The following is a 14,051-nucleotide window of genomic DNA, read 5'->3' as shown; positions in this document are numbered from 1 at the left end:
TTGAAAGGATCGTGCTGCAGCGGCTTTGGGCCTATTTTAAAATCGTTATTTTTACGTCAAAGAAATTAGAAATGAAAATTTACACCAAAACCGGCGATAGGGGAGAAACCGCATTGTATGGCGGAACGCGCGTTTCGAAAGCTTCAGCAAGAGTTGAATCTTACGGCACAATTGACGAATTAAATTCTTTTATCGGGTTTGCTAAAACTGAAATAAATAATGAAAAAGTACTGGATCAGCTGCGCAAAATTCAGTTTGATTTGTTCACGCTTGGTTCAGAATCGGCAACGCCAACCGACAAACTCACGCTGGCAAACGGTAAATCACGGCTGACTTTGATGATTTCTGAAACTGAAATCGAGGAGTTAGAGCAGTGGATGGATGAATTTGAAACTGAACTGGAACCTTTGCAGTATTTTATCTTGCCGGGAGGCGGAAAATCTGCGACATCATTACATATTTGCCGTACCGTATGCCGTAGAGCTGAACGCAGCTTGGTTTTTCTTAATGAAACCGAAGAAGTTCGGCCGGAACTGATTAAATATCTGAACCGACTTTCCGATTATTTGTTTGTGCTGGCGCGTTACGTTTCAAAAATCAACGGCGAAACGGAAGAATACTGGAATCCCAATAACCGATAATTTCAGTTATAAATGCAGAAAGCGCTTTTGTTCATCAACGGAGTTCCGCCGAAAAAACTTCCAGACACGGACGGTTATTCCGTAATCGCGTGCTCGGACGGCGCTTTTCATTATTTAACAAGCAATGGTTTTCCGCTCGATCAACTCGACTTTATTTCTGGTGATTTCGATTCCCATTCTGGCTCAGATGAAATGCTTTATGCGGAAAAATTCATCTACACGCCGGATCAGGACAAAACTGATTTCTATAAATCACTGGAAATTCTGAATGAAAAAGGCATTAAAGAAGTCGACGTTTACGGTGGCAGCGGTGGCGAAATGGATCACTTTCTAGGGAATCTGCACACGGCTTTTATGTTTAAAAATGAATTAAAAATTACATTTTTTGATGAGCATTCTAAATATTTCTTTGCGCCTAAAAAGATAGTTTTGTCAGATGTGGAAGGTCTTTTGGTGTCGCTCATTCCATTTCCCATCACGTCAAATGTCATTACTCAAGGTTTGAACTGGGAACTCAGTGGTGAGGAACTTTCAATTACATCGCGAATAGGAAGCCGCAATTTTGCAGTGCAAGATACTGTAGAAATAAGGTATGGCGATGGCGATCTGGTGGTTTTTGTGGGCAGGGAAAGGTACAGGTGATTTAAATAAAATTTAGATCGCGAAAAACCAACTTTTTTACGCAATTTTGCAGTTTGTTTTCGGCAAAATGTCACACACTTAAAATTCCAAATATTTCTAAAGAATGAAGATTAAATATTCAGAACTTATCGACCAGACTTTGTATTTCCCGACAGAAGAGTTCAATGTTTCGGAGAATACGCTTCTGTTTCACGATATCCCTCTGATGGACGTGGTAGAGCAGTTTGGCACGCCCCTGAAGTTTAATTATCTGCCAAAGATCTCGATGAATATTCAGCGCGCAAAGGCGTGGTTCAAAGAAGCCATCGAGAAAAACGACTACAAGAAAGGTTACCGTTACTGCTATTGCACGAAGTCGAGCCAATTTGCGTTTGTACTTGAAGAAGCGCTGAAAAATGATATTTCGATCGAAACATCGTCTGCTTACGACATGGACATCGTAAAGTCGCTTTACGACAAAGGAAAATATGAGAAGGATGTGGAGGTGATCTGCAACGGTTTCAAAACCGACGATTATCTGGCAAAAATTTCAGACCTCATCAACAGTGGATTTGAAAATATCATTCCGGTGCTTGATAACTACCGGGAACTCGATAAACTTACCGAAAGCATTGACACTACGTTCAATATTGGGATCAGAATTGCCTCTGAAGAAGAGCCAAAATTCGAATTCTATACCTCCAGACTTGGAATTGGGTACAAAGATATCATCCCATATTACAGCCAGAAAATTGCGGAACATCCGAATGCGCGCCTCAAAATGCTGCATTTCTTCATTAACACGGGAATCAAGGACACCGCGTATTACTGGAACGAACTTTACAAATGTCTCCGCGTGTATGCGAGACTTAAAAAAATCGCTCCGGAAGTGGATTCCCTGAATATTGGTGGCGGTTTTCCGATCAAAACCTCTCTGAATTTCGACTATGATTACCAGTATATGGTGAATGAAATCGTGTCGCAGATCAAGAAATTCTGTGAAGAAGAAGGCGTGGAAGAACCAAACATCTATACCGAATTCGGTAGTTTCACCGTTGGCGAAAGCGGCGGAAACCTTTACAAGATCATCTCCCAAAAACGCCAGAACGACAGGGAAAAATGGAACATGATCGACTCGTCTTTCATGACGACGCTGCCAGATACCTGGGCGATTTCGCGACATTTCATCATGTTGCCGCTGAACCGTTGGGAAGATACGTATGAACGGGTATTTCTTGGTGGCTTGACGTGTGATTCAGATGATTACTATAATTCAGAACAGCATACCAACGCGATTTATCTGCCGGTTTTCAGTGATACAAAACCGCTTTATATCGGTTTTTTCCACACCGGCGCGTATCAGGAAACCATCGGCGGCTACGGCGGCGTTCACCACTGTCTGATGCCGCAGCCAAAACATATTCTGATCAATAAAGACGAAGATGGTAACTTCACATACGAGGTTTTCCGCGAAGAACAGCGGCCGGAAGACGTGCTGAAGTTATTAGGATATTAAAATTGAGGAGCAACAAACTAGTTGCTCCTTTTCATTTGCGTTCCCGCTTTCCGTTGCAATCTTTTTGCGGCGGCTTTGCCGCCGCAAAAAAGGATTTCCACTGCAATCGGGGCTAGGATGTCGGGTATTTGCATTTCCCACCGCTGGGTTCTACAAATAGGCTTTTCGGCGCTCGCTACGCTCGCGCCCATTATTCCCCAAATAAACTTTTAATCTTCTCCGCCTCAATCTCCGAAAAATCTGAAATTACCAGATTGGCCTTACTGTAATCCTGATTCACGGAATGCTCACTTTTATAGGCCACACAGAAGATTCCCGCCGCGTGTGCAGCCAAAATCCCGTTCGTTGAATCTTCGATAACAAGGCAGTTTGGCGTAGGTTCTCCAGCCATTTTCGCGGCTAACTGAAATATCTCGGGATGAGGTTTAGATTCTTTCAAACTTGCGCCACTGATCTTTCCGGAAAAATATTTTTCAAGTCCGAATTTCTCAAAAACCCAGTTGATGGTGTTCATGTGAGCGGAAGAAGCCAGGATAAGTTTCAGGCCGTTTTGATGATAGTTTTCAATCAGATCTTTTACGCCCGGAAGTAAATCGAAATCCGCATCGTTATCAAAATAATGCTTGAAATAGAGGCGCTTAACCGAAGCTAATTCTTCGTGCGGCAACTTTATACCAAATTTTTCCACCAAAGTGGTGCAGACTTTCTGTGTAGAGGCACCGGTGAAACTCGTGTAAAGCTCTTCAGAAACCTCGATGTTGAGCTCAGCAAATAATTTAAAATACGCTTTACGGTGCAGTGGTTCGGTATCTACAATCACACCGTCCATATCGAAAAGTACAGCTTTTAATGGCATATCTGGAATTTGCGCAAAGGTAGAAAAAGCGTACAAAGCTCAGAGAGTGGAAAATTTTATACGCTTTCTTCGATGATATAAATCAATAGGAAGAAAGAAGCGATCATCAGCACCAACGCAAGTACTGATTTCCAGTTGGCGAAATTCACTGTCCAGCCCATCCACGGATGGCGTTTCGGTGGAAAGATCCGCCGGTCATTTTTGTTATAATAGAAAACGCCCCATATCCAGTTGCTGGCGTCGTTTCCATACTTATCGGTTTTCATCTTGTAAGGTTTGACTTAAAGTTACGTTTTTTTTGTGATAATTGGGGAACTGAAGATGGCTTCGGTTTACAACCGGAATTTTTTACCTTTGGCATTCAAAGAAAAATTAAATATTAAACTGACAATTCAAATGAAGACATACGCAGGAATACCCGAAGAAAACGCCACCCTGGAAAATTCGAAAGTGATGCTCGTGACGGTTCCTTATGACGGAACTTCAACTTGGGGAAAAGGTGCCGATAAAGGCCCGGAACTTTTCTTGGACGCGTCTGAAAATATGGAGCTTTTCGATATTGAAACCCGCACCGAACCTTATCTGGAAGGCGTTTATCTGGCTGGGGAAATTTCGGAAGATTCTACTCCTGAAGCGATGACCGAGGCGGTTTACCAAAAGACAAAAGAACTGCTGAATCATGATGATAAACTTTTCACGCTGTTCGGCGGTGAACATTCGGTTTCAATTGGTTCGATCCGCGCGGTGGGTGAAAAGTATGAAACCCTCACGGTTCTTCAGCTTGATGCGCATACAGATTTAAGACCTGATTTTCACGGCTCCACTTCAAACCACGCGTGCGCGGTGTATGAGGCCAGCAAAAAACACAATCTGGTTCAGGTTGGTATCCGTTCGATGGACGCGGAAGAAATGGAGCACGTGAATGAAGAGCAGTGCTTCTGGGCTCACGAAATTGCGGTAAACCCGAACTGGATCGACGATGTGCTGGCAAAAGTTTCCGGGAATGTCTATATCACCATCGATCTAGATGCGTTCGATCCATCACTCGCACCGTCAACCGGAACGCCGGAGCCGGGCGGTCTGCAGTGGTACCCAACTTTAGAATTATTGAAAAAAGTATTCGAAAAGTGCAATGTTGTTGCTTTTGATATTGTAGAATTAATGGATTCGCCGATGCCGAAACCAAGCGCGTTCTTAGCCGCGAAATTGTATTATAAAATGCTGGCTTATTATCATTTGGGAAGAGCCAAGTAAAAAGAGCCAGGTAAGAAGAGCCAGGAATCTAGAATCAAAAAAAAAATGCTTTCCATAATTTTTGGAAAGCATTTTTTGTATTGTATTTAAAAAAGAGACCTTTTTAATGTTTTTTCACCGGAAAGTCCCAAACACATGTTCAACAAACTTTCCGGAAGACCCGAAAAGTCCAAACACTCGTGCGACAAACTTTCGGGAAATTGGGTAATGCAATTCAATGTTGTGTTGTCTTTATTTCAAAACATCAACTTCCAAAGAACTGTCGCCAAAAACGTTTATAAAGGCTTTTGTGTAATCATCTTTAGTAGCGAAGTTCGGATTGTCCAAAAATTTCTGAGGATTTACAGAAAACAGCGGAAACCACGTGCTTGAAATCTGAACCTGGATTCTGTGACCTTTTTTGAAGGTATGCACCACGTCCTGCAACCTGAAATTCACGGCTGTTTTTTGATTTGGAATCAATGCTTCCGGCTTCTCGCGGGAGTTGCGGAACCTTGCCGGCATTATTTCGCTGCGTACCATCTGATGATAATATCCGTAAATGACGCCTTCCTTCTTTTCTGTCGGTTTGAAATCTTCCGGATAGACATCGATAAGTTTCACCGCAAAATCTGCATCGGTAGAAGTAGAGGAAATATTAAGTTTGGCTAAAATTTCGCCTACAAAAGTGAGGTCTTCCGTGAGTACATTGGTTGTGAATGTGATCACATCCGGCCTTCCCACAGCAAAACGCTGGTCTTCGCTCATATAATTTCGTGGCGTGAAACCATTGAAGTCTTTCAGATTATCTGAACTTAAAACCGGATTGTTCGGATCACTGTAATATTCCGAGGCTGAGTTGGAAGCGGCAGGTTTCAGGGTTCCGTCTGCGAGGAAAAAATTGACTTTCTGCGCGTTCTTGGGCGGATAAACATCGAATTCTTTCCATTCTTTCTTTCCGGTATCATACATCATCGCTTCGGGCAAACCGGCGTCAGCTTTGGAATACCCTTTAAGATAATGACTGAAAAATTTCGTTTCCAGATTTTTCTGATAATAGGTCGCGATACTGTCTCCGAAATAGATCTCGTTGTGGAAATGTTTTCCGGTTTCGCGTCCCCAGGCGCCATGCGAGAAAGGTCCCATCACTATGGTATTCTTCGCTTTCGGACTGGTTTTTTCAATGGTTTTATAAATATTTAAAGGTCCGAACAAATCTTCCGCATCAAACCAGCCGCCAACGGTCATCACCGCGTGTTTCACGTTTTTCAGGTGGGGTAGCAGACTTCTTTTTTGCCAGAATTCATCGTAGTTCGGATGATTCATAATTTCGGTCATAAAGAAGTTGTCTTTGTAATATTTATCATAGCCGTCCTTCAGCGTTCCCATATCGCGGTAAAACTTTAAGCCGTCCTCTGAAGTGGATTTTATCATACTGTCGCTGTACCAAGCCTTATTTTCAGCTTTTGTCTTTTGGACGCCGAAAACCGGAAAAGTCTTGAAGTAACCCAGCATAAACTTGCCATTGTGCAGAAAATCGTCATTCCAGAAATCTGAAATTGGAGCCTGGGGCGAAGAAGCTACCAGCGCCGGATGGTCCGCCAATATCCCCGCAGCGGTGTAAAATCCGGGATAAGAAGTGCCGTATTGACCCACTTTGCCGTTATTGTTTTTAACATTTTTAAGCAACCATTCGATCGTATCGTAAGTATCCGTGCTTTCATCCACATCTTTCTTAGTTTTGCGTTCTACCTGTGGCGTCATATTGGTGAAGGTGCCTTCGCTCATGTACCGGCCGCGCACATCCTGATAAACGAAAATATATTTGTCATTCATCAGGAACTTGTTGGGGCCCAGCGATGCACGGTATTCATTTGCACCGTATGGCGCAATGCTGTAGCAGGTACGCTGCATGATGAATGGGTATTTCTGGGACTTCGAAATGTCTTTTGGAATATAAATGGCAGTGAAAAGCTTAACGCCATCACGCATTGGGATGTAGACTTCCTTTTTAGTGTAATTATCTTTTACAAATGTATTGTCGGGACGCGTCTGCGCGAATGTGGAGAGTACGCAGAACATCAGCGCAAAGTGCAGGAATTTTTTCATGAATGATAATTTTGTCCGAAAGTATAAAAAAACATGATAAATTTAAGACGTAAAAACGGGAATAATGAGCTTATTTGATAATAATTCGGATCCAAACATCAATCTTTTGCCACACGACGGTACCGTAAATTACTATGGGAAGATTTTAACTAAAGATGAGGCCGACCGATTTCAACAGGCACTTTTGAATACCATCCAATGGCGCAATGATGAGGCCGTGATTTTCGGTAAAAAAATCCTCACGAAGCGCAAAGTAGCTTGGTACGGCGATGAAGAATTTAAATATACCTACTCTAAAACGACCAAAACCGCACTTCCCTGGACTGCTGAACTGCTGGAGCTAAAGAAAATTTGCGAGGCAGAAACAGGTGCGATATTCAATTCGTGTTTGCTCAATCTCTATCATTCCGGCGAGGAGGGAATGGCTTGGCACAGCGATGCGGAGAAAGATCTAATGAAAAATGGCGCCATCGGATCCATGAGTCTGGGTGCTGAAAGAAAGTTTGCATTTAAACATAAATCAACCGGTGAAAAAATTGAGCTGATGCTGGAACACGGCAGTTTGCTCGTGATGAAAGACGAAACCCAAACGTTCTGGCTGCATCGGCTGCCGCCCACGAAGAAGGTGAGCGAACCGAGAATCAACCTTACTTTCCGCACCATTCGAAATAACTCTTAAACGTAAGAAGTAAAAAGCTTAAAATATGTCGGTTGAGGAAAAATACCCTTAAAAATTGTGAAAAGTTTAATACTTATTGGCAATTTGGCATCAATTTTAATGGCTAAATTTGAAATTACTAAATCATAAAATCATCAAACTATGAAAAAACTAATTGCAGCCTCAACTCTCGTATTGGCGGTTTCATTTACATCTGTAGCGTGTAAGAAGAAGGTGACGGATGCCGATCTTCAGACGCAGGCAACTACCGTGGTTACTGCGAATCCTCAGGCAACTGTGGAAGTGAAAGACGGTACGGCACATCTTAGCGGTACTTTTGAAGATGAAGCCTCACGTGATCAGATGATTGCATCTTTAAAGGCAATTCCAGGAATCAAAGACGTGATGGACATGTCCAAAATAGAGGCGCCTGTGGTAGTGGAAACTGTGTCCGCAGTAGATCCGGCTGTTCAGCAAAAAGTGACTGATGCCGTGAAAGACTTCCCTTCAGTTTCTGTAGAAGTTGTAAATGGCGAACTCACCCTTACCGGAAACGTTTCACCGGAGCAGGCAAGAAAAATCAAGATGTCTGTAGATGCCCTTCAGGCCGGCAAAGTAAATTATAATTATACCGTAAAATAATAGCTATGAGTACCTTACAAGATAAATACGCAGGAGTAATTTCTGCAGCACAGTCTGCGGGAATCCGGAATCTTCAGATTGCCGAGCAGGACGGTATTTTATACGTTTCAGGCGATGCCGCTTCCAGCGCCGCGAAAGACAGTGTCTGGAATGCTTTAGGCGCGATCGATACAACGTATTCTGCATCAGATATTAATTTAAATGTGCAGGTTTCAGGCCTTTCGGCAGGCTCATCACTTACCGTGGCTACAGATAATTCAAACCTGAATATCCGCCAGGAAGCTTCTACCGACGCCGCAATCGTGGGCAAAGCAGGCAAAGGCGACAGCGTAACGCTGGTGGAGCAAACCTCCGATGACTGGTGGAAAGTACGCACCGCAGATGGCGTGGAAGGTTATGCTTACTCGCGCTATCTCCGTTCATAGAAAGTCTTTTCGTTATATATTTGGTAACCTCTGGATTTGTTTCAGAGGTTTTTTTATGGGCCATCCCGAAAAATTGTCTGCGGTCTTGTCCGCGCCAATTTTCGGGACCGCGCTCTCCGTTACAATCTCCGCGGTCTTTTCAGGCCGCGGAGGATTTTCACTGCGATCGCTTGTCCGGCGCAGTTTCCCAAATTTATGTATGTTAAAAAAAACTATATTTGTAACCTTACACACAAAAAAAATTAACATGAAAGGTCAAAACAAGCTTTTTATTGCCATCGTAGTGGCGCTCATCATAGGAGTGATCATGGGTGGGGTGGTACACACACAGTTTCCCGAAAATGCAGAAGGATTTTCCACCAACATCAAACTTTTGGGAACGATATTCATCCGTCTGGTGCAGATGATCATCGCGCCGCTTGTTTTCACCACGCTTGTTGTAGGTATCGCTAAGATGAGTGATATGCGGATGATAGGCCGTGTGGGCACGAAAGCCATGCTGTGGTTTATCACAGCGTCTTTGGTTTCCCTGATGATCGGACTTATTTTTGTAAACTGGCTCGAACCGGGTTACGTAATGCAACTAGAAAAACCCGCGGCGGATGCAGCTGGAGATGTGGTGGCAAACAGCCAGGGACTTTCATTGGAACAGTTCGTAAAACACATCATCCCGAAAAGTTTGTTCGAAGCTTTCGCGACCAACGAGGTCCTGCAGATCGTCGTGTTTTCCATTATGTTTGGCGTTGCCCTCGCTAACATGGGTGAAGATTATACAAAACCGATCGTTCGCGCGCTCGATATCCTTGCTCACGCCATCCTGAAAATGGTAGGCTATATCATGTGGTTTGCACCTTTTGGTGTTTTAGGAGCTATTGCCGCAGTAGTTGCAACGAACGGATTTGATATATTCAAAGTATACGCAATTTACCTCCGCGACTTCTTCTTCGCGTTGGCCATCCTGTGGCTAGTTCTGTGTATTGTCGGCTATTTAATTCTTGGAAACAGACTTTTTGAACTATTAAGAAGAATAAAAGAGCCGTTGCTTATCGCGTTTTCCACCACAAGTTCAGAAGCGGTTTTCCCGAAACTCGTGGAAGAACTCGAAAGATTTGGCTGTAACAACCGTATCGTTTCCTTTATTCTACCGCTGGGTTACTCTTTCAACCTCGACGGAAGTATGATGTACATGACGTTCGCCGCGATATTCATTGCACAGATCTACGGAATTGATATGTCGCTCGGGCAGCAGATAATCATGCTGTTGGTTTTGATGCTTACCTCGAAGGGGATCGCGGGCGTTCCGCGGGCCAGCCTCGTGATCATTGTGGCAACATGCACAATGTTCGGCATTCCGCCTGAAGGAATCGCGCTAATTCTTCCAATCGATCACTTCTGCGATATGGGTAGAAGTATGACTAATGTTTTAGGAAATGCGCTCGCTACCTCCGCTGTTTCTAAGTGGGAAGGTCAGCTTGATAACCACGGCGGGGATCTTTAATACATTTATTTAGGTTTAAAATTTAATAAGTCAGCCTTGAAAAACAAACTGGGTACAGCGGTAACATTGGGTTTCGCGCTGTTTGCAATGTTCTTTGGCGCGGGCAATCTTGTATTGCCGCCCTTTATAGGCCTGCAATCCGGAGATGAATGGTTTGCTGCCGTTTCGGGTTTCTTCACTACAGGTATCATCGCACCATTTTTAGGTGTGCTCACCGTAGTGCTGTTCGGAACTTCTTTTACCGATCTTGGCAAAAAAGTGAACCCTACAATTGTAACCGTGCTCGCGCTGCTGATTATGCTCTGTATCGGACCTTTTGTGGCGATACCGCGTACTGCCGCTGCGACATTTGAAATCGGCATCCAGCCTGCTTTCACGCATTTTAATCCGGTTGTCTTTTCGGTTTTATTTTTTTCGGTTGTGTTCTTTTTGTCGGTTTCACAGTCAAAGATCGTAGATATCATAGGCAATTTCCTTACGCCTTTTCTGATCATCAGTCTGGGGATACTGGTTATTTTAGGACTTATAAATCCACCTGCAATTGCCCTTGAAACGGATCTGAGCGCGCAGGAGTCTTATGTTTACGCATTCCATCAAGGCTATCAGACTTTAGACGTACTGGCTTCTGTCATTTTCGCGGGCATCATCATTTCCGCCGCCATTGATAAAGGTTTTACCAACGCTAATGAGCGGTTTAAAATAACAGTTTTCGCCGGTCTTATTTCTATGTTGGCCCTGCTTTTCATCTACGGCGGCCTCATCTATCTTGGTGCACATTCAGGGATTTCGGTGTCAGAGGAGATTTCACGCGTGGATCTGCTGCTCTCTATTTCGAGAGCGGTGATGGGAACTAATGGTACAGTTGTAATTTCTATGGCGGTCGCACTCGCTTGCCTCACAACAGCGATTGCACTCACGGCCGCGATGGGCAGTTTTATCGATAAGTTGACGAAAGGGAAAATCAGCTACCGTGTTGCTGTAATACTTACATGCATCGTTTCGGGCTATTTTTCGGTGAAAAGTGTAGATGAAATCATTGAATATGCGGTGGTGATCTTAAGTTTTGTCTATCCGATCACATTCGCGCTTATACTGACACTTTTATTCTTCGGCAAAATAATTTTTTCGAAATCACCTTATATCGCAGCAATTGCGACAGCGGGCGTCGTGGCCTCGCTAACGGTGTTCAAACATTTCGGTCTGTTCAGTGAACAGATTGCTGTTCTGAACACCTGGTTGCCACTGTCTGAGCATGAACTTGGCTGGGTTTTGCCTTCCTTCCTCGCATTCTTCATTACTGCTGGCTTAAACCGTGGCCTGCGAAAGTCCCGGAATATGTCTCCTTCCTGATTGATGTCAGGTTAACTTACTTTTTATTCATTCTAAATTACAGATTAAATTACGTAAATTTGCCTTTCAATCAGAGCAAAAATTATGTTGACCAAAGATAAAGTTCAGGCCTTTTTAAAAGAAATTGAAGTTGATGATTTAGTGCACAATTTCCAGGTAATGGGCAATGATGTGTATATTGATATGACCGCGCATTCACCGGCCATGCATGAAAAAAAGAAACTTGAAGCCGCAATGAAACAGGCTTTTTCTTCCCAGTTCGGTGAAGATGTTGTCTTAAAACTTAAAATAGCTTCACCGGAACCGTCGGAAATTCAACAAAGCCAGATCAAAGGCAAGCAGATTCCGGGAATCCAGAATATTATCGCAGTTGCGTCCGGCAAAGGCGGCGTGGGTAAATCTACGGTAGCTGCTAATCTCGCGGTTACATTATCCAAAATGGGCTTTAAAGTAGGAATTTTAGATGCCGATATTTACGGTCCGTCTGTCCCGACTATGTTTGATACAGAAGGTGCAAAACCTCTTTCTGTAGAGATCGACGGGAAGAATCTGATGAAACCAATCGAAAATTATGGCGTGAAAATGTTGTCGATTGGCTATTTTTCCGGCGCGAACCAAGCAGTGGTTTGGCGTGGTCCTATGGCGAGCAAAGCATTGAATCAAATGATTCGTGATGCGGCTTGGGGCGAACTTGATTTTCTGTTGATCGACCTTCCTCCGGGGACGGGTGACATTCACCTTTCCATCATTCAGGAAGTTCCGGTTACCGGCGCCGTGATTGTGAGTACACCTCAGCATATTGCTTTAGCCGATGTACGTAAAGGTATTGCGATGTTCCAGATGGAAAGCATCAACATTCCGGTGCTTGGACTCATCGAAAATATGTCTTATTTTACCCCTGAAGAACTTCCGGAAAACAAATATTATATTTTTGGCAAACAGGGCGCGCAGTATCTTGCTGAGGACCTCGGCATCCCGGTTTTGGGTGAAATTCCAATCGTACAGAGTATCCGTGAAGCCAGCGATGTAGGTCGTCCGGCATCATTGCAGGAAGGGACACTTATCGGTGATGTGTACAAGAAGGTTGCGCAGAATATGATAGAAAGTCTTGTGGAAAGGAATAAAAACCTGCCGGCGACAGAAGCGGTGAAAATCACTACCATGGCTGGCTGCTCTCCGAAGAAATAATTAAAAAAATGCGCAAAGCAACATTTTGCTCAGCAAAAATAGAGTCTCTATGCACGAACAAACTGTAAATAATGTGATGTACGCCCTCGAAAAAATTCGGCCTTTCCTGAACAAGGACGGTGGCGATATAGAGCTTGTAGATGTGCGGGACAGCATAGTTTATGTAAAACTGCAGGGAAACTGCAATGGCTGCCCGATGAGTTTCTCTACCATGAAACTTGGCGTAGAGAATACCATAAAACAACATGCTCCTGAGATCCAGGAAGTTGTAAATGTGGAGTAAAATCTCTTCAGAACCTTACTCAAAAGCAATTCGTAACTTTGAATTGCTTTTTTTTGGCACTGAAGTTTTTTAGGACGCCACAACGGACAAAAATGGCGGAAACCTGCGGGTTTTTCGCGATATAATTGATATTTTAGCGCACTAAACCTCACTGATATATGATTGCCATTATAGACGGCGGCTCTACAAAATGTGACTGGGTTATTCTGGAAAATTCAGGCAAACTCAGCCTTCGAACCACCACGCTGGGCTTTAATCCGAATATTATAAATCCGGATTTTATTCCACAGGAAATCAACCGCAATCAGGATCTGTTTTTTCTGAAAAATCATATCGAAAAAGTGTTTTTCTACGGTTCAGGCTGCGGAACTTCGCACAACTGCAAGAAAGTGCATAAGGAGTTTGCTGAAATTTTTCCGAATGCAGAGGTTTCAGTTCGGGAAGATATGACGGCTGCAGCGTATGCCGCCTACAACGGATCACCCGCTATAGTTTGTATATTAGGCACCGGCTCGAACTCGTGTTTTTTTGATGGTGAAAGAATCCGGGTTGATCTGCCTTCACTCGGTTTTCTTATTGGAGACGAAGGCAGCGGGAGCGCGCTCGGAAAACAGTTGCTTCGCCGTTTCTTTATGAAAAAACTGCCTAAGGACCTGGAAGAGGATTTTAAACAGACGTATAATCTGACGATAGAGGAGGCCATCCAAAAAATGTATCACAACCCGAGAGCGAATGCATATCTTGGTGAATTTAACCAGTTTATTGCCAACCGCAGGAAGCACCCGTATTTTCAGAATATGGTGTTTGATGAAATGAAGAATTTCCTTGATTATCAGGTTCTCCCATATCCGGAAGCGAGGGAAGTAGAGGTGAACTTCATTGGGTATATTGCCTTCATTTATGAAGATATTCTGCGCTCAGCCGCCGCAGAACTCAATCTTAAAATAGGGAATGTAGTGCAGAAACCCATTGAAAGCCTTGTGAATTACCATAAAAAGTACATGCTGAATCTTTAAGAGATCTCAGTTCAA

The 14,051-nt window shown here is 43.6% G+C and carries 15 protein-coding genes; 12 read left to right on the top strand and 3 right to left on the bottom strand.

Going from position 1 to position 14,051, the window contains the following annotated elements:
• Positions 1-71 precede the first annotated feature (71 nt).
• The 3 genes from QEP06_RS05610 to QEP06_RS05600 all read left to right on the top strand — a co-directional run bounded on the left by QEP06_RS05610 (position 72) and on the right by QEP06_RS05600 (position 2,778).
• Positions 72-641 (top strand): cob(I)yrinic acid a,c-diamide adenosyltransferase, encoded by a 570-nt coding sequence (locus QEP06_RS05610; RefSeq protein ID WP_285269433.1) that lies wholly within the window; start codon positions 72-74, stop codon positions 639-641.
• Between the two features lie 12 nt (positions 642-653).
• Positions 654-1,283, top strand: coding sequence for a thiamine diphosphokinase (locus QEP06_RS05605; protein WP_285269432.1), 630 nt, complete (start codon positions 654-656; stop codon positions 1,281-1,283).
• 103 nt (positions 1,284-1,386) lie between these two features.
• A complete protein-coding gene (locus QEP06_RS05600; protein ID WP_251832837.1) occupies positions 1,387-2,778 on the top strand; it encodes a type III PLP-dependent enzyme domain-containing protein in 1,392 nt (463 codons plus the stop codon).
• A gap of 190 nt (positions 2,779-2,968) precedes the next feature.
• On the opposite strand, the gene QEP06_RS05595 is transcribed toward QEP06_RS05600, so the two are convergent.
• Together QEP06_RS05595 and QEP06_RS05590 are read right to left on the bottom strand one after the other, a co-directional pair.
• On the bottom strand, positions 2,969-3,634 hold the full coding sequence (locus tag QEP06_RS05595; RefSeq protein WP_285269431.1) for an HAD family hydrolase: 666 nt from the start codon (positions 3,632-3,634) through the stop codon (positions 2,969-2,971).
• Positions 3,635-3,690: 56 nt separating this feature from the next.
• Positions 3,691-3,900 carry a DUF5808 domain-containing protein gene (locus QEP06_RS05590; RefSeq protein WP_251832839.1) on the bottom strand — a complete coding sequence of 70 codons (210 nt, stop codon included), beginning with the start codon at positions 3,898-3,900 and terminating at the stop codon, positions 3,691-3,693.
• Between the two features lie 130 nt (positions 3,901-4,030).
• Here QEP06_RS05590 and speB point away from each other — a divergent pair, with 130 nt between their 5' ends.
• Positions 4,031-4,888, top strand: coding sequence for an agmatinase (speB, locus tag QEP06_RS05585; RefSeq protein WP_285269430.1), 858 nt, complete (start codon positions 4,031-4,033; stop codon positions 4,886-4,888).
• A gap of 231 nt (positions 4,889-5,119) precedes the next feature.
• Here speB and QEP06_RS05580 read toward each other — a convergent pair whose 3' ends face one another.
• Positions 5,120-6,976 carry a CocE/NonD family hydrolase gene (locus tag QEP06_RS05580; RefSeq protein WP_285269429.1) on the bottom strand — a complete coding sequence of 619 codons (1,857 nt, stop codon included), beginning with the start codon at positions 6,974-6,976 and terminating at the stop codon, positions 5,120-5,122.
• Between the two features lie 64 nt (positions 6,977-7,040).
• On the opposite strand from QEP06_RS05580, the gene QEP06_RS05575 reads away from it, so the two are divergent.
• The 8 genes from QEP06_RS05575 to QEP06_RS05540 all read left to right on the top strand — a co-directional run bounded on the left by QEP06_RS05575 (position 7,041) and on the right by QEP06_RS05540 (position 14,036).
• Positions 7,041-7,655: an alpha-ketoglutarate-dependent dioxygenase AlkB family protein gene (locus QEP06_RS05575; protein ID WP_285269428.1), complete on the top strand. Its 615-nt coding sequence runs from the start codon at positions 7,041-7,043 to the stop codon at positions 7,653-7,655.
• Positions 7,656-7,796: 141 nt separating this feature from the next.
• A complete protein-coding gene (locus QEP06_RS05570; RefSeq protein ID WP_251832843.1) occupies positions 7,797-8,276 on the top strand; it encodes a BON domain-containing protein in 480 nt (159 codons plus the stop codon).
• A 5-nt stretch (positions 8,277-8,281) separates the two neighbouring features.
• Positions 8,282-8,701, top strand: coding sequence for an SH3 domain-containing protein (locus tag QEP06_RS05565; protein ID WP_285269427.1), 420 nt, complete (start codon positions 8,282-8,284; stop codon positions 8,699-8,701).
• A gap of 247 nt (positions 8,702-8,948) precedes the next feature.
• On the top strand, positions 8,949-10,199 hold the full coding sequence (locus QEP06_RS05560) for a dicarboxylate/amino acid:cation symporter (RefSeq protein WP_251832845.1): 1,251 nt from the start codon (positions 8,949-8,951) through the stop codon (positions 10,197-10,199).
• 36 nt (positions 10,200-10,235) lie between these two features.
• Positions 10,236-11,549 (top strand): branched-chain amino acid transport system II carrier protein, encoded by a 1,314-nt coding sequence (gene brnQ / locus QEP06_RS05555; protein ID WP_285269426.1) that lies wholly within the window; start codon positions 10,236-10,238, stop codon positions 11,547-11,549.
• Between the two features lie 84 nt (positions 11,550-11,633).
• Complete coding sequence (locus QEP06_RS05550; protein WP_285269425.1) at positions 11,634-12,737, top strand: Mrp/NBP35 family ATP-binding protein; 1,104 nt, start codon at positions 11,634-11,636, stop codon at positions 12,735-12,737.
• Positions 12,738-12,786: 49 nt separating this feature from the next.
• Entirely contained in the window at positions 12,787-13,020 is a 234-nt protein-coding gene (locus QEP06_RS05545; protein WP_251832847.1) for a NifU family protein, read from the top strand.
• 158 nt (positions 13,021-13,178) lie between these two features.
• Entirely contained in the window at positions 13,179-14,036 is an 858-nt protein-coding gene (locus QEP06_RS05540) for a BadF/BadG/BcrA/BcrD ATPase family protein (RefSeq protein ID WP_285269424.1), read from the top strand.
• Positions 14,037-14,051 lie beyond the last annotated feature (15 nt).

The sequence above is a fragment of the Kaistella rhinocerotis genome, assembly GCF_030243905.1.
Classification (GTDB): domain Bacteria; phylum Bacteroidota; class Bacteroidia; order Flavobacteriales; family Weeksellaceae; genus Kaistella; species Kaistella rhinocerotis.
This window is presented reverse-complemented; position numbering and strand designations above follow the sequence as displayed.

Excerpts from the sequence above, each read along its gene's own strand:
- QEP06_RS05595 (WP_285269431.1), bottom strand. The coding sequence starts at position 3,634 with ATGCCATTAAAAGCTGTACTTTTCGATATGGACGGTGTGATTGTAGAT.
- QEP06_RS05560 (WP_251832845.1), top strand. The coding sequence starts at position 8,949 with ATGAAAGGTCAAAACAAGCTTTTTATTGCCATCGTAGTGGCGCTCATC.
- QEP06_RS05605 (WP_285269432.1), top strand. The coding sequence starts at position 654 with ATGCAGAAAGCGCTTTTGTTCATCAACGGAGTTCCGCCGAAAAAACTT.
- QEP06_RS05600 (WP_251832837.1), top strand. The coding sequence starts at position 1,387 with ATGAAGATTAAATATTCAGAACTTATCGACCAGACTTTGTATTTCCCG.
- QEP06_RS05580 (WP_285269429.1), bottom strand. The coding sequence starts at position 6,976 with ATGAAAAAATTCCTGCACTTTGCGCTGATGTTCTGCGTACTCTCCACA.
- QEP06_RS05590 (WP_251832839.1), bottom strand. The coding sequence starts at position 3,900 with ATGAAAACCGATAAGTATGGAAACGACGCCAGCAACTGGATATGGGGC.
- QEP06_RS05570 (WP_251832843.1), top strand. The coding sequence starts at position 7,797 with ATGAAAAAACTAATTGCAGCCTCAACTCTCGTATTGGCGGTTTCATTT.
- QEP06_RS05575 (WP_285269428.1), top strand. The coding sequence starts at position 7,041 with ATGAGCTTATTTGATAATAATTCGGATCCAAACATCAATCTTTTGCCA.
- QEP06_RS05540 (WP_285269424.1), top strand. The coding sequence starts at position 13,179 with ATGATTGCCATTATAGACGGCGGCTCTACAAAATGTGACTGGGTTATT.
- QEP06_RS05550 (WP_285269425.1), top strand. The coding sequence starts at position 11,634 with ATGTTGACCAAAGATAAAGTTCAGGCCTTTTTAAAAGAAATTGAAGTT.
- QEP06_RS05565 (WP_285269427.1), top strand. The coding sequence starts at position 8,282 with ATGAGTACCTTACAAGATAAATACGCAGGAGTAATTTCTGCAGCACAG.
- speB (WP_285269430.1), top strand. The coding sequence starts at position 4,031 with ATGAAGACATACGCAGGAATACCCGAAGAAAACGCCACCCTGGAAAAT.
- QEP06_RS05545 (WP_251832847.1), top strand. The coding sequence starts at position 12,787 with ATGCACGAACAAACTGTAAATAATGTGATGTACGCCCTCGAAAAAATT.
- QEP06_RS05610 (WP_285269433.1), top strand. The coding sequence starts at position 72 with ATGAAAATTTACACCAAAACCGGCGATAGGGGAGAAACCGCATTGTAT.